At 69.3% G+C, this 20,685-nt stretch carries 17 protein-coding genes; all 17 read right to left on the reverse strand.

Going from position 1 to position 20,685, the window contains the following annotated elements:
* Window positions 1-60 precede the first annotated feature (60 nt).
* The 17 genes from ftsA to ABEA07_RS21285 all read right to left on the reverse strand — a co-directional run bounded on the left by ftsA (window position 61) and on the right by ABEA07_RS21285 (window position 20,568).
* Window positions 61-1,290 (reverse strand): cell division protein FtsA, encoded by a 1,230-nt coding sequence (gene ftsA / locus ABEA07_RS21205; protein WP_345540324.1) that lies wholly within the window; start codon window positions 1,288-1,290, stop codon window positions 61-63.
* Between the two features lie 17 nt (window positions 1,291-1,307).
* Window positions 1,308-2,099, reverse strand: a complete 792-nt coding sequence (locus ABEA07_RS21210) for a cell division protein FtsQ/DivIB (RefSeq protein ID WP_345540326.1) — start codon at window positions 2,097-2,099, stop codon at window positions 1,308-1,310.
* Window positions 2,099-3,058, reverse strand: coding sequence for a D-alanine--D-alanine ligase (locus ABEA07_RS21215; RefSeq protein WP_345540327.1), 960 nt, complete (start codon window positions 3,056-3,058; stop codon window positions 2,099-2,101). The genes ABEA07_RS21210 and ABEA07_RS21215 overlap by 1 nt, the downstream gene beginning before the upstream one ends.
* A complete protein-coding gene (gene murC, locus ABEA07_RS21220; RefSeq protein WP_345540328.1) occupies window positions 3,055-4,530 on the reverse strand; it encodes a UDP-N-acetylmuramate--L-alanine ligase in 1,476 nt (491 codons plus the stop codon). The genes ABEA07_RS21215 and murC overlap by 4 nt, the downstream gene beginning before the upstream one ends.
* Window positions 4,527-5,588, reverse strand: coding sequence for an undecaprenyldiphospho-muramoylpentapeptide beta-N-acetylglucosaminyltransferase (gene murG / locus ABEA07_RS21225; RefSeq protein ID WP_345540329.1), 1,062 nt, complete (start codon window positions 5,586-5,588; stop codon window positions 4,527-4,529). The genes murC and murG overlap by 4 nt, the downstream gene beginning before the upstream one ends.
* Window positions 5,585-6,889 carry a putative lipid II flippase FtsW gene (gene ftsW / locus ABEA07_RS21230; protein WP_425584161.1) on the reverse strand — a complete coding sequence of 435 codons (1,305 nt, stop codon included), beginning with the start codon at window positions 6,887-6,889 and terminating at the stop codon, window positions 5,585-5,587. Before ftsW ends, murG begins: the two co-directional genes overlap by 4 nt.
* A complete protein-coding gene (locus ABEA07_RS21235) occupies window positions 6,886-8,688 on the reverse strand; it encodes a Mur ligase family protein (protein ID WP_345540330.1) in 1,803 nt (600 codons plus the stop codon). The genes ftsW and ABEA07_RS21235 overlap by 4 nt, the downstream gene beginning before the upstream one ends.
* A 5-nt stretch (window positions 8,689-8,693) precedes the next feature.
* Window positions 8,694-9,872 carry a phospho-N-acetylmuramoyl-pentapeptide-transferase gene (gene mraY / locus ABEA07_RS21240; RefSeq protein ID WP_345540331.1) on the reverse strand — a complete coding sequence of 393 codons (1,179 nt, stop codon included), beginning with the start codon at window positions 9,870-9,872 and terminating at the stop codon, window positions 8,694-8,696.
* Window positions 9,873-9,890: 18 nt separating this feature from the next.
* On the reverse strand, window positions 9,891-11,318 hold the full coding sequence (locus tag ABEA07_RS21245; protein ID WP_345540333.1) for a UDP-N-acetylmuramoyl-tripeptide--D-alanyl-D-alanine ligase: 1,428 nt from the start codon (window positions 11,316-11,318) through the stop codon (window positions 9,891-9,893).
* 82 nt (window positions 11,319-11,400) lie between these two features.
* On the reverse strand, window positions 11,401-12,921 hold the full coding sequence (locus ABEA07_RS21250) for a UDP-N-acetylmuramoyl-L-alanyl-D-glutamate--2,6-diaminopimelate ligase (protein ID WP_345540334.1): 1,521 nt from the start codon (window positions 12,919-12,921) through the stop codon (window positions 11,401-11,403).
* On the reverse strand, window positions 12,921-14,672 hold the full coding sequence (locus ABEA07_RS21255) for a peptidoglycan D,D-transpeptidase FtsI family protein (protein ID WP_345540336.1): 1,752 nt from the start codon (window positions 14,670-14,672) through the stop codon (window positions 12,921-12,923). The genes ABEA07_RS21250 and ABEA07_RS21255 overlap by 1 nt, the downstream gene beginning before the upstream one ends.
* A gap of 55 nt (window positions 14,673-14,727) precedes the next feature.
* Window positions 14,728-15,087 (reverse strand): cell division protein FtsL, encoded by a 360-nt coding sequence (gene ftsL / locus ABEA07_RS21260; protein ID WP_345540338.1) that lies wholly within the window; start codon window positions 15,085-15,087, stop codon window positions 14,728-14,730.
* A 175-nt stretch (window positions 15,088-15,262) separates the two neighbouring features.
* The gene (gene rsmH / locus ABEA07_RS21265) at window positions 15,263-16,192 is read right to left on the reverse strand and encodes a 16S rRNA (cytosine(1402)-N(4))-methyltransferase RsmH (RefSeq protein WP_345540339.1); all 930 of its coding nucleotides are present in this window, start codon (window positions 16,190-16,192) and stop codon (window positions 15,263-15,265) included.
* 8 nt (window positions 16,193-16,200) lie between these two features.
* Window positions 16,201-16,629: a division/cell wall cluster transcriptional repressor MraZ gene (gene mraZ / locus ABEA07_RS21270; RefSeq protein WP_345540537.1), complete on the reverse strand. Its 429-nt coding sequence runs from the start codon at window positions 16,627-16,629 to the stop codon at window positions 16,201-16,203.
* A 273-nt stretch (window positions 16,630-16,902) separates the two neighbouring features.
* A complete protein-coding gene (gene hslU, locus ABEA07_RS21275) occupies window positions 16,903-18,228 on the reverse strand; it encodes an ATP-dependent protease ATPase subunit HslU (protein ID WP_345540341.1) in 1,326 nt (441 codons plus the stop codon).
* 8 nt (window positions 18,229-18,236) lie between these two features.
* The gene (gene hslV, locus ABEA07_RS21280; RefSeq protein WP_345540343.1) at window positions 18,237-18,782 is read right to left on the reverse strand and encodes an ATP-dependent protease subunit HslV; all 546 of its coding nucleotides are present in this window, start codon (window positions 18,780-18,782) and stop codon (window positions 18,237-18,239) included.
* Between the two features lie 190 nt (window positions 18,783-18,972).
* Entirely contained in the window at window positions 18,973-20,568 is a 1,596-nt protein-coding gene (locus ABEA07_RS21285) for an STAS domain-containing protein (RefSeq protein WP_345540344.1), read from the reverse strand.
* Window positions 20,569-20,685 lie beyond the last annotated feature (117 nt).

The raw sequence follows: 20,685 nt of genomic DNA on the forward strand, positions 1-20,685 counted from the left end.
GCTCGTTGAAATGGCGGGGGGGACTGCCCCGCGCGAGCCAAAGTGGTGTGGTGTTCATCGTCAGAAGTTCCCTACGATGAAGTCCTTGAAGCGGCCGAAGGCGGTCTTCACGGAGCCGTTCTTCTGCGCCACCCTGAAGCCGCGCAGTCGCGCATAGCGCGCCTCCTCGAGCAGGCCCATCACGGTCGCGGCGCGCGGCTGCGCGACCATGTCCGACAGTGCGCTCGAATACTTCGGAATGCCGCGCCGCACCGGCTTGAGGAAGATGTCCTCGCCCAGCTCGACCATGCCGGGCATCACCGCGCTGCCGCCGGTGAGCACCACGCCGGAGGACAGCACTTCCTCGTAGCCCGACTCGCGCACCACCTGCTGCACGAGGCTGAAGATCTCTTCCACCCGCGGCTCGATCACGCCGGCCAGCGCCTGCTTGCTCAGCATGCGCGGGCCGCGGTCGCCCAGGCCCGGCACCTCGACCTGCGTCTCCGGGTCGGCCAGCAGCTGCTTGGCGTAGCCGTTCTCGACCTTGATGTCCTCGGCGTCCTTGGTGGGCGTACGCAGGGCCATCGCGATGTCGCTGGTGATCAGGTCGCCGGCGATCGGGATCACCGCCGTGTGGCGGATCGCGCCGTTGGTGAAGATGGCCACGTCGGTGGTGCCGGCGCCGATGTCCACCAGCACCACGCCCAGTTCGCGCTCGTCTTCGGTGAGCACCGCCTGGCTGGAGGCGAGCGGGTTGAGCATGAGCTGATCCACCTCCAGCCCGCAGCGGCGCACGCACTTGATGATGTTCTCGGCCGCGCTCTGGGCACCGGTGACGATGTGCACCTTGGCCTCCAGCCGCATGCCGCTCATGCCGATCGGCTCCTTCACGTCCTGGCCGTCGATCACGAACTCCTGCGGCTCCACCAGCAGCAGGCGCTGGTCGCTGGAGATGTTGATGGCGCGCGCCGTCTCCACCACGCGGGCCACGTCGGCCTGGGTGACTTCCTTGTCCTTCACGGCCACCATGCCGCTGGAGTTGATGCCGCGGATGTGGCTGCCGGTGATGCCGGTGTAGACGCGGCCGATCTTGCAGTCGGCCATCAGTTCCGCTTCCTTGAGCGCCTGCTGGATGCTTTGCACCGTGGCGTCGATGTTGACCACCACGCCGCGCTTGAGCCCGTTGCCGGGCGCGACCCCCAGCCCGGCCAGCTTGAGCTCGCCGGTGGGCAGCACCTCGGCCACCACCGCCATCACCTTGGAGGTGCCGATGTCGAGTCCGACGACCAGGTCTTTGTATTCCTTGGACATGAATTCCTCTGCTCTCTCTATTTCTTCCGGGGCGCTGGCGCCTCGTTCGTGACCGTGGTGACGCCGCGCATCCGCAGCGCGTAGCCTTCGTTGTGCCGCAGGTCCGCGCCCTCGACGGAGGCGACGGTGCGGCCGTATTGCCGGGCGACGTTGGCCACGGTGGTGAGGAAGCGCTGGGTGCGCGCCGCCACCTCCTCGCTGCGGCCGCGGCCCAGTTCGAGCACGGCACCGCTGTCCAGCACCACGCTCCAGCTGCCGCGGCCGGACAGCCGCAGCTGCTCGATCGTCAGCTCGTAGGGCACGAACAGCGGCTGCAGCTCGCGGTACATGCCCAGCACCTGGCCGGCCTGCTCGATCGGTCCCTCCAGGCGCGGCAGCTTGTCGTCGACCTCGGCCACGTTGGCCTCGAAGACTTCGCCGAAGCCGTTGATCAGCCGCGACTCGGCTTCGTCGCCCCAGTGGGCCACCGGCACGTGCTCGGTCAGCGTGGCGCGCAGCTTGTCGGGGAACTCGCGGCGCACCACCGCCTTGCGCACCCAGGGCACCGACTCGAAGGCCGAGCGGGCCTTGGCCAGGTCGACGGTGAAGAAGTTGCCGGCCAGCTGCGGCGCGACGTTGGCGCGCAGCGTGACCGCGTTGTTGTGCGTGACCTCGCCGTCCACCTTGATGCCGGCCAGCGGGAAGAAGGGCTGGCGCAGCACCCACCATGCGCCCGCTGCCAGCAGCACGAGCGCGAACACCGCGTACACCAGGGTCGCGGTCACGTTCATGAGCTTGACGTCGAAGGGCGTGGGGATGCTGTCGGCCATCACACTCTTGCTTTTGAATCCAGTGTCGACGTGGCCAATACCCGCAGGCACAGGTCCTCGTAGGAGATGCCCGCCGCGCGCGCAGACATCGGCACCAGCGAGTGGGTGGTCATGCCGGGCGAGGTGTTCATCTCCAGCAGGAAGGGCTTGCGGTCGCTGGCGCGGATCATCAGGTCGGCCCGGCCCCAGCCGCGGCAGCCGAGCTGGTGGTAGGCGGCCAGCGTGATGCGGCGGATCTCGTGCTCCTCGGCCTCGGACAGGCCGGCCGGGCAGTGGTACTTCACGTCGTCGGTGAAGTACTTGTTCTGGTAGTCGTAGGCACCCTCGGGCGCGGCGATGCGCACCACCGGCAGCGCCACCGCGTCCAGGCCGCTGCCCAGCACGGCGCAGGTGACCTCCTCGCCTTCGATGAACTCCTCGCAGAGCACGTCGGCGTCGTAGCGCACGGCCAGCGCCACCGCCTCCTCCATCTCGGAATAGCCTTGCACCTTGGTCACACCGATCGAGGAGCCCTCGCGCGGCGGCTTGACGATCAGCGGCAGGCCCAGCACGTCGGGCACGGCCAGGATCTGCTCGCGGCTCTGCTGGTCGAAGGCCAGGCGTGCATAGCGCGGCGTGGGCAGGCCGTCGGCCTGCCAGATGCGCTTGGTCATCACCTTGTCCATGGCGACGGCCGAGGCCATGACGCCGGAGCCGGTGTAGGGAATGCCCAGCAGCTCCAGCGCGCCCTGCACCGTGCCGTCCTCGCCATGTCGGCCGTGCAGCACCACGAAGCAGCGGTCGAAGCCCTCGTGCTTGAGTTCGGCCAGCTCGCGCTCGGCCGGATCGAAGGCATGGGCATCGACCCCGCGGGCGCGCAGCGCCGCGAGCACGCCGGTGCCCGACATGATGGAGATCTCGCGCTCGGCCGAGGTGCCGCCGAACAGCACCGCGACTTTGCCGAAGTCCTGCGGGTTCACAGTGTTCTCCCTTCGCGCACGGTCTGTGAAGTGCGCCCGGATGGGTTGGAAGACGAAGAATCGGCGGCGCCGCCCAGCTCGACCACCTTGGCCGGCACGCCGCCGATGGAGCCGGCGCCCATGCAGATCACCACGTCGCCGTCGCGCGCGTTGTCCAGGATGGCCTGCGGCATGGCCGCGATGTCGTCGACGAAGACGGGCTCGACCTTGCCGGCCACGCGCAGGGCACGCGCCAGCGAGCGGCCATCGGCCGCCACGATGGGCGGCTCGCCGGCGGCATAGACCTCGGCCAGCAGCACCGCGTCGGCGCCGCCGATGACCTTGACGAAGTCCTCGAAGCAGTCGCGCGTGCGGGTGTAGCGGTGCGGCTGGAAGGCCAGCACCAGCCGCCGCCCCGGGAAAGCGCCGCGCGCGGCGGCGATGGTGGCAGCCATCTCGACCGGGTGGTGGCCGTAGTCGTCGATCAAGGTGAAGCTGCCCAGGCCCTGGGCCGCGCCCAGCTGGACCTCGCCGTAGCGCTGGAAGCGCCGGCCCACGCCCTTGAAGTCGGCCAGGCCGCGCTGCACCGCCTCGTCGGGCACGTTGAGTTCGACGGCCATGGCGATCACGGCCAGCGCATTGCGCACGTTGTGCTCGCCCGGCAGGTTCAGCACGATGTCCAGGTCCGGCAGTGTGACGCCGTTGCGCCGCTGCGCGGTGAAGTGCATCTGCGAGCCGACCGCGCGCACGTTGACCGCACGCACCTGCGCGTCCTCGCCGAAGCCGTAGCTGGTGACCGGGCAGGACACCTGGGGCACGATCTCGCGCACCGCCGGGTCGTCGGTGCACAGCACGGCCACGCCGTAGAACGGCATGCGGTGCAGGAAGTCGACGAAGGCCTTCTTGAGCCTGGAGAAGTCGTGCCCGTAGGTCTCCATGTGGTCGGCATCGATGTTCGTGACCACCGCCATGACCGGCATGAGGTTGAGGAAGGAGGCGTCCGACTCGTCGGCCTCCACCACGATGTAGTCGCCGCTGCCCAGGCGCGCATTGGCGCCGGCGCTGTTGAGGCGGCCGCCGATCACGAAGGTCGGGTCCAGCCCCGCGGCCGCGAGCACGCTCGCCACCAGGCTGGTGGTGGTGGTCTTGCCGTGCGTGCCGGCGATGGCCAGGCCCTGCTTGAGGCGCATCAGCTCGGCCAGCATCAGCGCCCGCGGCACGACCGGGATGCGCTTCTCGCGCGCCGCCACCACCTCGGGGTTGTCGGCGCGCACCGCCGTGGAAGTGACGACCGCATCGGCGCCCGCGATGTGCGCCGCATCGTGGCCCACGAAGGTGCCGATGCCCAGGCCCGCCAGGCGCTTCAGCGTCGCGCTGTCGGCCAGGTCGGAGCCGCTGATCTGGTAGCCCAGGTTGAACAGCACCTCGGCGATACCGCTCATGCCGGAGCCACCCAGGCCGACGAAGTGGATGTGGCGGATCGCGTGCTTCATTTGGCAAGCTCCTCGCAGGCACGGACGAGGACTTCCACAGCCTCGGTCTTCTGCATCGTCTTGGCCTTCACGGCACGTTCCAGGAGCGCGGGGCGCCCGGTCTTTTGTAGCAAGTCGGCCAGCAATTCGGGTGTCAGTTCGTTCTGCTGGACGAGCCAGCCACCGCCCGCGTCGACCAGGAAGCGGGCATTGGTGGTCTGGTGATCGTCCACGGCGGATGGGAAAGGCACGAAGAGCGCGGCCGCGCCGACGGCCGCGATCTCGGTGACGGTGCTCGCGCCGGCGCGCGCGACGATCAGGTCGGCTTCGGCGTAGGCGCTTGCGGTGTCTTCGATGAAAGGCGTGAGTTCGCCCTCGACGCCGGCAGCGGCATAGTTGGCGCGCAACTCGTCGATCTGCCTGGCGCCGCTCTGGTGCAGGACGATCGGGCGTTCGGCCGGCGCGATGCGCGCCAGCGCCTTCGGCACCACCGCGTTGAGCGCCTTCGCGCCCAGGCTGCCGCCGATCACCAGCAGCTTCAGCGGGCCGCTGCGGCCGGCGAAGCGGGTGACCGGATCGGGCTGCGACAGAAAGGCCGCGCGCAGCGGATTGCCGACCCACAGGCCTTTCTTCATCACGTCGGGGAAGGCGGTGAAGACGCGGTCGGCCACGCCGGCCAGCACCTTGTTGGCCAGGCCTGCGACCGAGTTCTGCTCGTGCAGCACCAGCGGCCGGTCGAGCAGCACGCTCATCATGCCGCCAGGAAAGGTGATGTAGCCGCCCAGGCCGACGACCACGTCGGGCCGCACGCGCCGCACCACGCCCAGGCTCTGCCAGAAGGCGCGCAGCAGGCGCATCGGCAGCAGGAAGAGCGTGAGGGGGCCCTTGCCGCGCACGCCGCCGAACTGCACCGGCTCGAAGTCGAAGCCGCGCGGCGGCACCAGTTTTTCTTCCATGCTGTCGGGCGCGCCCAGCCAGTGCACGCGCCAGCCGCGCTCGCGCAGGGCCTCGGCCACGGCCAGCCCCGGGAAGATATGCCCGCCCGTGCCGCCTGCCATGACCAGAGCGGTCCGGCTCATACCCGGCCTCCCCGCATGAGGACGCGGTTCTCGTAGTCGATGCGCAGCACCACCGCGAGCGCCACCACGTTCATCAGGATTGCCGAGCCGCCGAAGCTCATCAGCGGCAGGGTCAGGCCCTTGGTCGGCAGCGCACCCAGGTTCACGCCCATGTTGATGAAGGCCTGGAAGCCGATCCAGATGCCGACCCCCTGCGCCACCAGGCCGGCGAACACGCGGTCCAGCGCGATCGCCTGGCGGCCGATGTGCATGATGCGGCGGGTGAGCCAGAGGAACAGGCCGATGGCCAGCAGCACGCCGACCAGGCCGAACTCCTCGCCGATCACCGCCATCAGGAAGTCGGTGTGCGCCTCGGGCAGCCAGTGCAGCTTCTCGACGCTGCCGCCCAGGCCGACGCCGAAGATCTCGCCGCGGCCGATGGCGATCAGCGAATGCGAGAGCTGGTAGCCCTTGCCGAGCGCATGCTCCTCGCTCCACGGATCGAGGTAGGCGAAGATGCGCTCGCGCCGCCACGGGCTGGAGGCGACGATGGTGCCGAAGGCCACCACCACCAGCGCCGCGATCAGGAAGAACATGCGCGCGTTCACGCCGCCGAGGAAAAGGATGCCCATGGCGATCACGGCGATCACCATGAAGGCGCCCATGTCGGGCTCGGCCATCACCAGCATGCCCACCACCACCACCGCGACGCCCATGGGCAGCACGGCGCGGAAGAAGCGCTCCTTGATCTCCATCTTGCGCACCATGTAGCTGGCGGCGTACATGATCATCGCGAGCTTGGCCAGCTCGGAGGGCTGGAAGCGCATGAAGCCCATCGGCAGCCAGCGGCGCGCGCCGTTGACGTTGATGCCGATGTGCGGGATCAGCACCGCCACCAGCAGCAGCAGCGAGGCGACGAAAAGCCAGGGCGCCGCGCGCTCCCAGGTGCGCATGGGCACCTGGAAGGCCAGCAGGGCGGCCACGAAGGCGATGACGATGGAGGCCACGTGGCGGGTCAGGAAGTAGGTCGGGCTGTAGCCGGCGCGCGCGAAGCGCGGGTTGTCGGGCAGCGCGATCGAGGCCGAATACACCATCACCAGCCCCCAGGCCAGCAGCGCGACCGTGACCCAGGCGAGCGCCTGGTCGAAGCCCAGCACGCGCACTGGCGCGGCCTTGGTCTGCGTCATGCCGGCGCTGCCCAGGCGCACCGGCAGGTGCATGGGCAGGGCGTCCATGCCGCTCTTGGCGCGGCTGAACCAGCCTTGCCAGAAGGCGGGGCGCTTGTTGGGCGTCGCGGCCGGGCCGGCGGCGGTGGAGCTCATCGGTCCCCCTCCTCGTTCGCGGCATCCAGCCCGGCGCTGCGCGGCGCCTCGGCCCAGTCCTGCACCGCCTGGCAGAAAACGGCGGCGCGGTGCGCGTAGTCCTTGAACATGTCGAAGCTGGCGCACGCCGGCGACAGCAGCACCGCGTCGCCGGGATGCGCACGGCCGGCCGCGAGGCGGACCGCCTCTTCCATCGAGGCGGCATGCGACAGCGAGACGCCGGTGCCGGCGAGCGCGGCCTCGATCAGCGGCGCATCGCGGCCGATCAGCACCACGGCGCGCGCGTACTGGCGCACCGGCGCGGCCAGCGGCGAGAAGTCCTGGCCCTTGCCTTCGCCGCCCAGGATGAGCACCACGCGGCGCTCCTCGCCCAGGCCGGCGAGCGCGGCGACCGTGGCGCCGACGTTGGTGCCCTTGCTGTCGTCGAAGAACTCCACCTCGTCCACGATGGCCACGGGCTCGACCCGGTGCGGCTCGCCCCGGTACTCGCGCAGGCCGTAAAGCATGGGGCCGAGCTGGCACCCGGCCGCGGTGGCGAGCGCCAGCGCGGCCAGCGCATTGAGCGCGTTGTGGCGGCCGCGGATGCGCAGTGCATCGGCCGGCATCAGGCGCTGGATGTGCAGCTCCTCCTCCTCGGCCGCGGCGCCGCGCTTGCGCTTCTGCGTTTCGTCGGCCTCGAGGGCGCGCACCAGCCAGGCCATGCCGTTGACGCGCTCGATGCCCCAGTCGCCCGGGCGCTGCGGCATGCCGGCGCCGAAGCTGACGATGCTGCGCGGCTGCCGGCCTTTGGCCAGCTTGGCAGGCGCAGGCCGTCTCGATGCCCCCACGCTGCGCGCTCGCGCATCGTCGCCGGCCCCCGATGGGGCGTTCGCGGCCTGGGACGGCCCGGCGGCGCCCATCGCCATCACGGCTTCGTCTTCGCGGTTGAGCACCATCACGCCCTGGCTGCCGAAAATGCGCTTCTTGGCTGCGGCGTAGGCGGCCATGTCGCCATGCCAGTCGAGGTGGTCCTGCGACAGGTTGAGCACGGTGGCGGCGGTGGGCTCGAAGCCCTGCACACCGTCGAGCTGGAAGCTGGAGAGTTCCAGCACCCACACGGCCGGCAGCGTGCCGGCGTCGATGTGCGCGGCCAGCGTGTCGAGCAGGGTCGGGCCGATGTTGCCGGCCACCGCAACCGTCTTGCCGGCCCGCGCGACGAGCTGGCCGGTCAGCGCGGTGACGGTGGTCTTTCCGTTGGTGCCGGTGACGGCCAGCACGGCGGGGTGGTAGCCGCGCGGCGCCGGAGGAACGGGGATGGGCGGCGGCGCGGCGGGCTCGGCGTCGTCATCGTCGTCGACGGGTTCGGGGGCCGGCTGCGCCGTATCGACGGCGGGGGTTTCCACCGTCGTCGCTTCGTCCATGGCGGCCGCATCGTCTTGTGTGTCGGACGCTGCAGAGGGCTCGGTGTCGTCGACCACCTGCAGGTCAGCCAGCGCCTGTGCGAACAGGTCGAGTTCGCCGCCCACCGGCAGGCCCACGGCGCGGGCCGCATCGACCACCGGCGCGATGGCGGCCGGCGCCAGCCCGGGCGAACGGTAGACCGCACGCACCGGCGTGCCTTCGACCAGCGCGGCCGTGAAGGGCCCGCCGACGAAGGCGGCATCGGGCAACTCCGCTTGCAGCGCGGCGAGCTGCGGCGGCGCCTCGCGCGTGTCGGCCACGGTCACCCTGGCGCCGTGCCGGGCGCACCAGCGCGCCATGGCCAGGCCGGAGGCGCCCAGGCCCAGGATCAGCACGTGTTGGTCTTGAAGATGCCGCATCGCTCTCACCGCAGCTTCAAGGTCGACAGGCCCACCAGGCACAGCAGCATGGTGATGATCCAGAAGCGCACCACCACCTGTGTCTCGCGCCAGCCGCTTTTCTCGAAGTGGTGGTGCAGGGGCGCCATCTTGAGGACGCGGCGGCCTTCGCCGAAGCGCTTCTTGGTGTACTTGAAGTAGGTCACCTGGGCCATCACCGAGATCGCCTCGACCACGAAGATGCCGCCCATCACGAAGAACACGATCTCCTGCCGCACGATCACCGCGATGGTGCCCAGCGCGCCGCCCAGCGCGAGCGCGCCCACGTCGCCCATGAAGACCTGCGCCGGATGGGTGTTGAACCACAGGAAGGCCAGGCCCGCGCCGGCCATGGCCGAGCAGAACACGAGCAGTTCGCCCGAGCCGGGGATGTGCGGGAACAGGAGGTAGCGCGAATAGACGGCGCTGCCGGTCACGTAGGCGAAGACGCCCAATGCCGAGCCCACCATCACCACCGGCATGATGGCCAGGCCGTCGAGGCCGTCGGTGAGGTTGACCGCGTTGCTGGCGCCCACGATCACCAGGTAGGTCAGGATCACGAAGCCGATGCCGCCCAGCGGGTAGCTCACCTCCTTGAAGAAGGGCACCAGGAGGTTGATCTTGGGCGGGAAGTCCAGGTCGAAGCCGGAACTCACCCAGGCGTAGAAGAGCTCGAGCACGCGCCAGTTGGAGCTTTCCGAGATGCTGAACAGCAGGTAGAAGGCCGCCACCAACCCCACCACCGACTGCCAGATGTACTTCTCGCGCGAGCGCATGCCTTCGGGGTCCTTGCGCACCACCTTGCGCCAGTCGTCCACCCAGCCGATGGCGCCGAAGCCCAGCGTCACCCACAGCACGATCCACACGAAGCGGTTGGAAAGGTCGAACCACAGGAGCGTGGCGATCGCGATCGAGACCAGCACGAGCACGCCGCCCATGGTGGGCGTGCCGCTCTTGCTCAAGTGCGTTTCCATGGCATAGCCGCGCACCGGCTGGCCGATCTTGAGCGCGGCCAGCCGGCGGATCACGTAGGGGCCCGCGCCCAGGCCCAGCAGCAGCGCGGTGAGCGCAGCCATCAGCGCGCGGAACGTGAGGTACTGGAAGATGCGCAGGAACCCGAGCTCCGGCGAGACCGTCTGCAGCCATTGAGCCAGGGTCATCAGCATGATGCGAGCGCGCGCGGCTCATTCGGCATGGCCGCCCTCCTCTTTCTTGTGTTGCGACGACGCGCCGGCAACGATGGCCTGGACCACGCGCTCCATCCGCATGAAGCGGGAGCCCTTGACCAGCACGCTGGCAATGCGCGGCAGCTGCGCCAGCACCGCGGCGTTGAGCGTGTCGATATCATTGAAATGCCGGGCTTCGGCGCCGCCGCCACGGGTGTAGGCCGATGTGGCATGGACCGAGGCCTCGCCCAGCGCAAACAGGGCATCGATGCCGCGCTCGGCCGCCCAGGCACCGACCTCGGCGTGGAATTCCGGGCCGCGGTCGCCGACCTCGCCCATGTCGCCCAGCACCAGCAGGCGCGGGCCCGGCAGGCCGCTGAGCACGTCGACGGCGACGCGCACCGAATCGGGATTGGCGTTGTAGCTGTCGTCCACCAGCGTGAGGGCACGGCCATCGGCCAGCTTCAGCTCGCTCGCGCGCGAACGGCCCTTGACCGGTTCGAAGGCCGCCAGGCCCTCCGCGATCTTGTCGATCGAGACGCCGCAGGCCAGCGCGCAGGCGATCGCGGCCAGCGCGTTCACCACGTTGTGGCGGCCCGCCACGCGCAGGGTGGTGCGGATCTCGCCCAGCGGCGTGCGCGCCTCGAAATGCCAGGCGCCCTGCTTCCATTCGGCACGGCCCAGCGCGATGTCGGCATTGGGCTGTTCGCCGAAGCTCAGGCAGCGCCGCGAAGCGCCCTCGTGCGCCATCTCGTTCCACAGCCCGGTGAACGCGTCGCCGTAGGGGAACACGGCGGTGCCGTTGTCCGGCAGCGCTGCGAAGACGGCGGCGTTCTCGCGCGCCACCGCCTCCACCGTGGCCATGAACTCCTGGTGCTCGCGCTGGGCATTGTTGACCAGCCCGATGGTGGGCTGTGCGATCGCCGCCAGCCGAGCGATCTCGCCCGGGTGGTTCATGCCCAGTTCGACCACCGCGAGCTGGTGGCACGCGCGCAGGCGCAGCAGCGTCAGCGGCAGGCCGATTTCATTGTTGAGGTTGCCGATGGTCGCCAGGGCCCGGTCGGCACCGGCCGCACTCAAGATGGCGGCGATCATCTGCGTGACCGTGGTTTTGCCGTTGCTGCCGGTGACGGCGACCAGGGGCAGTTCGAACTGCGCGCGCCAGCCGCGGGCCAGCGCACCCAGCGCGGCCAGCGTGTCGGGCACTTCCAGGCCGGGCAGGCCGGCCGCCGCCAGCCCGCCATGGGCGATGGCCGCGGCCGCGCCGCGCGCACGCGCGTCGACCAGGAAGTCGTTGGCGTCGAAGCGTTCGCCCTTGAGAGCGACGAACAGGTCGCCGGCGGCGAGCGTGCGCGTGTCGGTGTGCACGCGCCACACGGGCACGTCGGGATCGCCGACCAGGCGGGCGCCCGGTATCCAGGCCTGCGCCTGCCGAAGCGTCATCATGGGTGCTTCTGCCTGCGGCGCGGTCATCGGATCACCTCCACGCTGTGCGACGCGGTCTTCGCCATCGGAACGGCCGTGCGGCTCATGTTGCACTTCTCCTCCGGGTCAACGCGTCGATGGCATGCGCCCGGTCGGAGAAGGCGATGCGCTCGCCCGCGATCTCCTGCCAGGCCTCGTGGCCGCGGCCGGCCAGGAGCACCACGTCTTCGGGTGCGGCCTGGTCCAGCGTCTGCCGGATGGCCTTGGCGCGGTCGGGCTCGACCTGCGCGGCCTCCGGGCGCGCGAGGCCCAGCAGGATCTGGCTGATGATGGCACCGGGCTTCTCGCTGCGCGGGTTGTCGCTGGTCAGGACCACGCGGTCGGCCTGCTTCTCGGCCACGGCGGCCATCATCGGGCGCTTGGCGCTGTCGCGGTCGCCGCCGCAGCCGAACATGCACCACAGCTGCCCGCCGCGCTGCCGCGCCAGCGGATGCAGGCCAGCCAGCGCCTTGTCCAGCGCGTCGGGGGTGTGCGCATAGTCGACCACCGCCAGCGGCCGGCCCGGCACGCTCACGCGCTCCATGCGGCCCGGCACACTGCCCAGCCGGGCACAGGCGCCCGCCGCCTCCTGCAGCGTGAGGCCGAGCGCGCGCAGGGTGCCCAGCACGCCCAGCAGGTTGGCCACGTTGTATTGGCCGATCAGTTGCGTCGAGAGGCGCACGGGCACGCTGCCCTCCTCGACGACGGTGAACAGCAGGCCCTCGGCGTCGTAGCCGACGTCGCGCGCCGCGAGTCGTGCACGCGCACCGGTGGCCGACACGGTCCACAGGGCCGGCGCGCCTTCGCCGCGCTCCTTCAGGCTGGCCGCCAGGCTGGCACCTCGCACGTCATCGACGTTGACCACGGCGGCGCGCAGGCCGGGCCAGCGGAACAATTCGGCCTTGGCCTGCCAGTAGGCGTCCATGCTGCCGTGGTAATCCAGATGGTCCTGGGTGAAATTGGTGAACACCGCCACCGCGATGCGCGTGCCGTCGAGGCGGCGCTCGGCGATGCCGATGGACGAGGCCTCGATCGCGCAGGCGCCGAAGCCACGGTCGGCGAAGGCACGCAGTTCGCGCTGCAGCATCACCGGATCGGGCGTGGTGAGGCCGGTGTAGGTGAGATCGGGCGGCACCCCGATGCCCAGCGTGCCCACCACGCCGCACGGACGCGCGGACTCGTGCGCGCTCAGCGCCTGCGCAAGCCACCAGGCGGTGGAGGTCTTGCCGTTGGTGCCGGTGACGGCGAGCAGGTCCAGCCGCGACGAGGGCTCGTCGTAAAAGGCCGCGGCGATGGGGCCGGTGGCGGCCTTCAGGCCGGCGTAGCGGGCGATGCGACCGTCGGCTGCGTCGAAGCCGAAGGCCTCGACGCCCTCCGCCTCGACCAGGCAGGCGGCCGCGCCCTGCGCCAGCGCGGCAGCGACATGGCGCCGGCCGTCGGTGGCCGCGCCGGGCCAGGCGACGAAGCCGTCGCCCGCGCCGACCGGGCGGCTGTCGGCATACAGTGCGCCGCGCACGCGGGCCTTCAGCCAGGCTGCGGCCTCGACGGGGGTGTGGAGCGTGTGGAGGGTGGAAGGCGTCTGCATCAGAAGCTTTCCTCCACGCCGTCGGTCACGACCAGCGGCTTGACCGCCAGGTCCGGCGGCACGTTCATCATGCGCAGCGTCTGTTGCACCACCTCGCTGAACACCGGGGCCGCGACCAGGCCGCCGAAGTACTGGCCGGCGCTGGGCTCGTCGATCATCACCGCGACGATGATGCGCGGCTTCTCGATCGGGGCCATGCCCGTGAACCAGGAGCGGTACTTGTTGCTGGCGTAGCCCTTGCCGACCTGCTTGTGCGCGGTACCGGACTTGCCGCCCACCGAGTAGCCGATGGTCTGCGCGCGCTGGCCGGTGCCACCGGGGCCGGCGGCCATCTGCAGCATCTTGCGCACCGCCAGCGCGTTCTGGGGCGAGAACACTTTCACGCCCACCGCAGGCTCCGGGCTCTTGAGGATGGTGGCCGGGATGATGGCGCCGTCGTGGGCGAAGGCCGTGTACGAGTGCGCCATCTGGAACAGCGACGCCGACAGGCCGTAGCCGTAGGACATGGTGGCCTGTTCCACCGGCTTCCATCCCTTCCACGGGCGCAGCCGCCCGGTCACCGCGCCGGGGAACTGGATCTGCGGCTTCTGCCCGTAGCCCAGCGCGGTGTAGGTGTCCCACATCTCGTGCGGGCTCATCTTCTGGGCGATCTTGAGCGCGCCCACGTTGCTGGACTTCTGGATCACGCCCTCGACCGTCAGCAGCCCGTAGTTGTGGGTGTCGCTGATGGTGAAGCCGCCGATGCTGAAGCGGCCGGGCGAGGTGTCGATCGGCGTCTGCGGCTTGATGCGGCCCGCCTCCAGCGCCATCGCGACGGTGATGGGCTTCATGGTCGAGCCGGGCTCGAAGGTGTCGGTCAGCGCGCGGTTGCGCAATTGTTCGCCGGTGAGGTTCTGCCGCTTGTCGGGCACGTAGCTGGGGTAGTTGGCCAGCGCCAGCACCTCGCCGGTCACGGCGTCCAGCACCACCACGCTGCCGGCCTTGGCCTTGTGGGTCGTGACCGCGTCGCGCAGCTTCTGGTAGGCGAAGAACTGCACCTTGCTGTCGATGCTCAGCTGGATGTCCCTGCCGTCCACCGGCGGCACCTGCTCGCCGATGCCCTCGACCACGCGGCCGAGCCGGTCCTTGATGACGCGCTTGGAGCCGGCCTTGCCGGCCAGCTCGTGATTGAAGGCGAGCTCGATGCCTTCCTGGCCCTTGTCTTCCACGTTGGTGAAGCCGACCACGTGCGCCGCGGCTTCGCCCTCGGGATACTGACGCTTGTATTCCTTGCGCTGGTAGAGGCCCTTGATGTTGAGCTGCGCGATCTGCTTGGCGATGGGCTCGTCGACCTGTCGCTGGATCCAGACGAAGGTCTTGTCTTCGTCCTCCAGCTTCTTGTCGAAGTCCTTCTGCGACATGCCCAGCAGCTTGGCCACCTGGCGCAGCCTGGCCCGGACTTCCGGGTCGTCGCGTTCGATGTCTTCGGGAATGGCCCAGATGCTGGGCGCCACCACGCTGGACGCCAGCAGCAGGCCGTTGCGGTCGAGCACGCGCCCGCGGTTGGCCGGCAGCTCCAGCGTGCGCGCATAGCGCACCTCGCCCTGGCGCTGGAAGAAGGCGTTGCCGATCACCTGCACGTAGGCGGCTCGGCCGGCCAGCACCAGGAAGCCGAAGGCGATGCCGCCGACGATGAACTTGCTGCGCCACACGGGCGTCTTGCTCGCCAGCAGGGGGCTGGTCGTGTACTGCACACTGCGGCGGCTGCTCATTGGAGTGCCTCCGCGCTGCGCGCTGCGGTATTCGCCTTGGGAACGGCCGTGCGGCTCATGGAGCACTCCTCCTGGCCGCCGGTGCCGCGGCTTGCGGCCGCTGTCCTGCGGGCGTCGTCGGCGGCGCGGGCGCCACCGCGGGGATCACCGTGCCGTCGGCACGCACGTACTGCGTAATGGCGGGCGTGGTCGTGCGCATCTTCAACTGCTCCTTGGCCAGCCGCTCCACCCGCAGCGGCGTGGCCTGGGCACGCTTCTCCACCTCCAGCCGGTCGCGCTCGAGTTCGAGCCGGCGCGCTTCATTCTGCACCCGGTGCAACTCGGTGAAGAGCTGGCGCGACAGGTACTGCGTATGCACCAGGTACATCGCCGAGGCCAGCACGGCCATGAGCAGGAGAAAGTTGAGGCGGACCATTCAACGCCCGCCCGGCCGCCCGAAGGGCGTTGAGTGCCCCCTCGGGGGGCAGCGATACACGAAGTGATGAGCGTGGGGGCCAATCGTGCAACGCCCGCCCGGCCGCCCGAAGGGCGTTGAGTGCCCCCTCGGGGGGCAGCGATACACGAAGTCATCAGCGTGCCGGCGAACCATGTCAGCGCTCCCCGGTGCGTTCGGCCACGCGCAGGATCGCGCTGCGGGCCCGGGGATTGGCATCGACCTCGGCCTGGCTCGGCTTGATGCGCCCCACGGCGCGCAGCTTCATCGCCTTCGGCGCGGCAAAGGGCGCGCGGCGGTCGTAGACCTCGCGCGAATGCCCGGCGATGAACTGCTTCACGATGCGGTCTTCCAGCGAATGGAAGCTGATCACCGCGAGCCGGCCCTGGGGTTGCAGCACGGAAAGGCTCGCCTCTAGCGCCTGTTGCAGCTCTTCAAGCTCGGCGTTGATGAAAATCCGAAGAGCCTGAAATGTGCGCGTTGCAGGGTTCTGGCCCGGCTCGCGGGTTTTGACCGCGCCAGCCACGAGCTCGGCCAGCTCGGCGGTGGTTGAAACTGGGCCCCGTTCCTGTCGGCGAGCAGCAATCGCCTTTGCAATCTGAACAGCAAACCGTTCCTCGCCATAGTCACGAATCACCTCCGCAATCTGCTGTGTGTCGGCCGTTGCCAGCCACTGGGCCACGCTCTGACCGCGCGTGGTGTCCATGCGCATGTCGAGCGGGCCATCGAAACGAAAGGAAAAGCCCCGGACGGGGTTGTCGATCTGGGGGGAACTCACACCGAGGTCCATCAGCACGCCGGCCACGCTCGCCGGCGGCAGTTCGCCCAGGTGGGCAAAGCTCTGGTGCCGGATGGAAAAACGCGCATCCTGGATGCGCGCTGCTTCGGCCACCGCTTCCGCGTCCTTGTCGAACGCGATCAGCCGGCCGCCTCCAGGCAAGCGATCGAGGATGGCACGGGAGTGTCCGCCCCTCCCGAAGGTGGCGTCCACCCAGGTGCCGGTGGCGGGCAGCGGCTCGGGAAGGAGGGCGTCGACCGCCTCCCTCAACAATACCGTCGTGTGGCTCCAGGGTGCTTGCGCTTGCACGGCGGGCCTCAGAAAGAGAAGTCCTGGAACACATCGGGCATATCGCCCTGGGTGGCCTCGGCCTCCTTGGCGTCGTAGGTGGCCTTGTCCCAGAGCTCGAAATGGTTGCCCATGCCCAGCAACAGCGCATCCCGCGTGATGCCGGCGGCCGCACGCAGCTCGGGCGAAACCAGCACACGGCCGGTGCCATCCATGTCCACGTCCATTGCATTGCCCAGGAAGACGCGCTTCCACCACTGTGCCGACATCGGCAGTTGAGCGATGCGTTCGCGGAATTTCTCCCACTCAGGACGCGGGAACACCATCAGACAGCCGTGCGGGTGCTTGGTGATCGTGAGCTGTCCGCCGGCCGTCGCGCTCAGGACGTCACGATGCCGGGTCGGCACGGAAAGCCGCCCCTTGGCATCGAGACTGAGCGAAGAAGCCCCTTGAAACACGACCACGAAACCCCTGTGTCGGGAGGCGCCGCGCGCCTCGGCGAGGCACGAACGGACACTTTTTCCCACTTAACTGCACTTTTTTGCACTGTAGCAGGAAACACCTACCTCGCAACGGGGTGTCGCGGCTATTTTTTGTAATGGAATCAACGACTTAGCGGTGTTTTCAAACAATCAAAAACACCGGAATATCGTTTCCGGTAAAGCACTTAGCTCATGCAGTGAATGTGTTGCATGAGCCGTACAGGTGCGAAGGGGCGACGAGGGTGCCGGTCAGAGGATGTAGCGGGACAGGTCTTCGTCGTGACTTAGTGCCGAAAGCCGCGCGTCGACATAGGCTGCGTCGATGCGCACGCTCTGGCCTTCGAGCTTGGCGGCGTCGAAGCTGACCTCGTCCAGCAGGCGTTCCATGACGGTGGACAGCCGGCGGGCGCCGATGTTCTCGGTACGCTCATTGACCTCGAAGGCGATGCTGGCCAGGCGGGTGATGCCGTCGGAGGTGAACTCCAGCGCGACACCCTCGGTCGCCAGCAGCGCCTGGTACTGCTTGACCAGCGAGGCGCGGGTCTGGGTCAGGATGCTTTCGAAGTCGGCCACCGACAGCGAGCCGAGTTCGACCCGGATCGGGAAACGGCCCTGGAGTTCGGGAATCAGGTCACTCGGCTTGCTCAGGTGGAAGGCGCCGCTGGCGATGAACAGGATGTGGTCGGTGCGAACCACGCCGTACTTGGTGCTCACCGCCGTGCCCTCGACCAGCGGCAGCAGGTCGCGCTGCACGCCCTGGCGCGACACGTCGGCGCCCTGCGCCTCGCTGCGCGTGGCGACTTTGTCTATCTCGTCGATGAAGACGATGCCGTTCTGCTCGGCGTTGTGGATGGCCTGGGTGCGGATCTCGTCCTCGTTGAGGAGCTTGGCCGCTTCCTCGTCGATCAGCAGGCGCATGGCTTCGCCGATCTTGAGCTTGCGGGTCTTGCGCCGGCCCTGGGTCAGCTGCCCGAACATGCCGCGCAGCTGCTCGGTCATGTCCTCCATGCCGGCAGGGCCCATGATCTCCAGCGGCGCGCGCGCCTCGGCCAGCTCGATCTCGATTTCCTTGTCGTCGAGCTGGTGCTCGCGCAGCTTCTTGCGGAAGGCTTGGCGGGTGGCGTTGCCGGCATCGGCCGCGGCAGAGCCGTCGACGGTGCGCGCCGGCGGCAGCAGCACGTCGAGGATGCGCTCTTCGGCGCCGTCCTCCGCCCGCATGCGGACCTTGGCGCTTTCGCTTTCGCGCGTCTGCTTGACGGCCACCTCGGCCAGGTCGCGGATGATGGAATCCACGTCCTTGCCCACGTAGCCGACCTCGGTGAACTTGGTGGCCTCGACCTTGATGAAGGGCGCATCGGCCAGGCGGGCCAGGCGGCGTGCGATCTCGGTCTTGCCCACGCCGGTGGGGCCGATCATCAGGATGTTCTTGGGCGTGATCTCGGCGCGCAGCTTCTCGTCGACCTGCTGCCGGCGCCAGCGGTTGCGAAGCGCGATCGCCACCGCGCGCTTGGCGTCGGGCTGGCCGACGATGTGGTTGTCGAGTTCGGAGACGATTTCCTGTGGGGTCATGGACATGGCGGGGCTCACAGGCTTTCGATGGTGTGGTGCATGTTGGTGTAGATGCAGAGTTCGCCGGCGATTTCGAGCGAGCGCTTGACGACGTCGGCGGCGCTGAGGTCGGTGTGGTCGACCAGGGCCTTGGCGGCGGCCTGCGCATAGGCGCCGCCGGAACCGATGGCGATGATGCCGTTCTCGGGCTCCAGCACGTCGCCGTTGCCGGTGATGATCAGCGAGCTGTGGGCGTCGGCAACGGCCAGCATGGCCTCCAGGCGGCGCAGCACGCGGTCGGTGCGCCAGTCCTTGGTCAGCTCGATGGCGGCGCGTGCCAGGTGGCCCTGGTGCTTCTCGAGCTTGCCCTCGAAACGCTCGAACAGGGTGAAGGCATCGGCGGTGGCGCCGGCAAAGCCCGCCAGCACCTTGCCCTGGTAAAGCCGGCGCACCTTGCGCGCGCTGCCCTTGATGACGATGTTGCCCAGAGTGACCTGGCCGTCGCCACCGATCGCGACCTGGTCGCCGTTCGGGGTCTTGCGGCGCACGCTGATGATCGTGGTTCCGTGAAATTGTTCCATCGAAGCAATATGGCGATGCCCCGGACGAATGCAAGCGGGCAAGAAAAGAATAGCGCGTCAGGACCGGGCCCTGGCTGACGAAGTCCAGACCCGGAACGCACGCACCGGGCGAGATGCCCGATACGCTGACATGGCTGCGGACAAAGGAAGCGAGGTACGAAGCGGGATCGCTCCCGCTCGTTCGTAGGCCTCAGTTCGGTCGAATGGCGACCTCGGCGTGGTCCGCGATCCCGATCACGCCGAAGAAGGCGGCGATCAGGCGATGGGCATCGGCGAAGCCCACGCGCTGGCCCCGCGCATCGCGTTCCGTCACCCAGTTCAGCAGCGTGCCGGCTGCCGTGAAATCGATGCGCACCAGCGCCGCGCAGGAGATGGCCGCGCCCTGCGAACGGGCCAGCTCGGCGTCGAGCTTCTCCCAGGTGCCCAGCGATTCGCCTGCCAGTTCCCCGGCCAGCAGGCTCCGGCCCGGCACGGCAGCGGCCGGCGCGGCCGTGGGCAGTTCGCCGCGCGACGACACCCGGAAGCCGGAGGACGCCGGTGGATCCAGCTCGCCGAAATCGCCCTTGGGATCCTCCCAGGGCGGGGGAGACACCTCGTACGTGATGCAGTAGTTGAGCGCCAGGAGTTCGAATTCATCGGGCCGGTGCATGACCCGCAGCGCCGCCATGTGCAATTGCCACCAGATGGCATCGACCCGGCGTTCGTTGACCGGGGTGGCCTCGGTCAGCGCGATCAGCAGGCGGTCGCTGCCGGCGAAACGAAGCTGCACCGCCGAGTCGGCCCAATGGTTGAACAGCGCGCGCAGCGGCGCGGCGGCATCGGGCTCGATGGCGTCGAGGGCGTTCCAGTCCATCTTCCAGACCGGGCCGGCCGCGGACAGCGCACGCGTCAGCCCGAGCAGCCCTTCGCGGTTGAGGATCGGGGGACAGGCCCAGTCGGCCCCGCTCGCCGGCGCCGGCGTGGGCGCACTGCTCGCGGCCGCCTCGGCCCGCGCGCGTTGCGCCAGATCGGGCAGGGAGATCCATTCGGGCGCGGCACGCTTCATGCGCTGCGCATAGCGGGTCGCGGCAGCGGAGAACTTCACCGCGTCGCCGACGGCGCGATAGAGATCGAGCAGGGCCCGCCAGGTGTCGTCATGGTCGGCACCGGGTGCCTCGGGCGCCAGCGCCTGCAGCAGGATGGCCTCGGCACCGGCGTCGTCACCATGGGCAAAGCGGATTGCGGCCTCCTCGATGGAGCCGTCCGAGACAGAGGAAGTCCCGGCGCCGCCCGGCACTGCCGCGCCCCCGCCCGCCACCGCCGGCAGCACGACGCCCGGTGGTGGCGGCACGCCGGGCACCGTGTCGGCATAGGCGCGCGCGTGCTGGGCCGCCATGCCACCACTGGTGCTGGCCTTGCCGTCGGCGGCATGGTCGGCGGCCGGCGAGCGGTTCTTCCACCACTGCTGAGACATCTGCTCTTCGATCTCGGCGATCTTCTTGAGCGTGAGGGCCCGGCCTTCGGTCTTGCCGGTGGTGCTGCTGACGTTGAAGGAGGACGGGGTGCCGGCCGCATCGCGCCCGCCGGCGGCCTCGCGCTGGCGCAGCTTGCGCAGCATATCGAACTCGCGGCGGCGCACGAAGTCGTTGCGCTGCCGCCGCTCGATCATCTCCTTGAGCATCTCCCGGCTGTAGCCGTTGTCCATCGACGACGACTCATCGGCGTCGAGCTCGGACCAATCCTTGAGCGGATTGCGAACGAACTTCGCCACCTTCGACAGCAGCCGCCCCGTGTCTTCCTTGGCCATTCGCAACCGCTCCGCTTCTCAGTTCTCCACTGCGCTACGCAGCACGCGGCCGCGAAGCAGGGCCGTTCGGGAGCACCCGTGGAACCGGCATTGCCGGGCCGCCGGGTGCGCCCCCGG

Origin of the sequence: Variovorax defluvii (assembly GCF_039541515.1) — a bacterium.
Lineage (GTDB): Bacteria > Pseudomonadota > Gammaproteobacteria > Burkholderiales > Burkholderiaceae_C > Variovorax > Variovorax defluvii.

Excerpts from the sequence above, each read along its gene's own strand:
- ABEA07_RS21250 (WP_345540334.1), bottom strand. The coding sequence starts at position 12,921 with ATGCAGACGCCTTCCACCCTCCACACGCTCCACACCCCCGTCGAGGCC.
- ftsW (WP_425584161.1), bottom strand. The coding sequence starts at position 6,889 with ATGAGCTCCACCGCCGCCGGCCCGGCCGCGACGCCCAACAAGCGCCCC.
- ABEA07_RS21245 (WP_345540333.1), bottom strand. The coding sequence starts at position 11,318 with ATGATGACGCTTCGGCAGGCGCAGGCCTGGATACCGGGCGCCCGCCTG.
- hslV (WP_345540343.1), bottom strand. The coding sequence starts at position 18,782 with ATGGAACAATTTCACGGAACCACGATCATCAGCGTGCGCCGCAAGACC.
- murG (WP_345540329.1), bottom strand. The coding sequence starts at position 5,588 with ATGAGCCGGACCGCTCTGGTCATGGCAGGCGGCACGGGCGGGCATATC.
- ABEA07_RS21235 (WP_345540330.1), bottom strand. The coding sequence starts at position 8,688 with ATGCGGCATCTTCAAGACCAACACGTGCTGATCCTGGGCCTGGGCGCC.
- ABEA07_RS21210 (WP_345540326.1), bottom strand. The coding sequence starts at position 2,099 with ATGGCCGACAGCATCCCCACGCCCTTCGACGTCAAGCTCATGAACGTG.
- mraY (WP_345540331.1), bottom strand. The coding sequence starts at position 9,872 with ATGCTGATGACCCTGGCTCAATGGCTGCAGACGGTCTCGCCGGAGCTC.
- ftsA (WP_345540324.1), bottom strand. The coding sequence starts at position 1,290 with ATGTCCAAGGAATACAAAGACCTGGTCGTCGGACTCGACATCGGCACC.
- ftsL (WP_345540338.1), bottom strand. The coding sequence starts at position 15,087 with ATGGTCCGCCTCAACTTTCTCCTGCTCATGGCCGTGCTGGCCTCGGCG.
- hslU (WP_345540341.1), bottom strand. The coding sequence starts at position 18,228 with ATGTCCATGACCCCACAGGAAATCGTCTCCGAACTCGACAACCACATC.
- murC (WP_345540328.1), bottom strand. The coding sequence starts at position 4,530 with ATGAAGCACGCGATCCGCCACATCCACTTCGTCGGCCTGGGTGGCTCC.
- ABEA07_RS21255 (WP_345540336.1), bottom strand. The coding sequence starts at position 14,672 with ATGAGCAGCCGCCGCAGTGTGCAGTACACGACCAGCCCCCTGCTGGCG.
- ABEA07_RS21285 (WP_345540344.1), bottom strand. The coding sequence starts at position 20,568 with ATGGCCAAGGAAGACACGGGGCGGCTGCTGTCGAAGGTGGCGAAGTTC.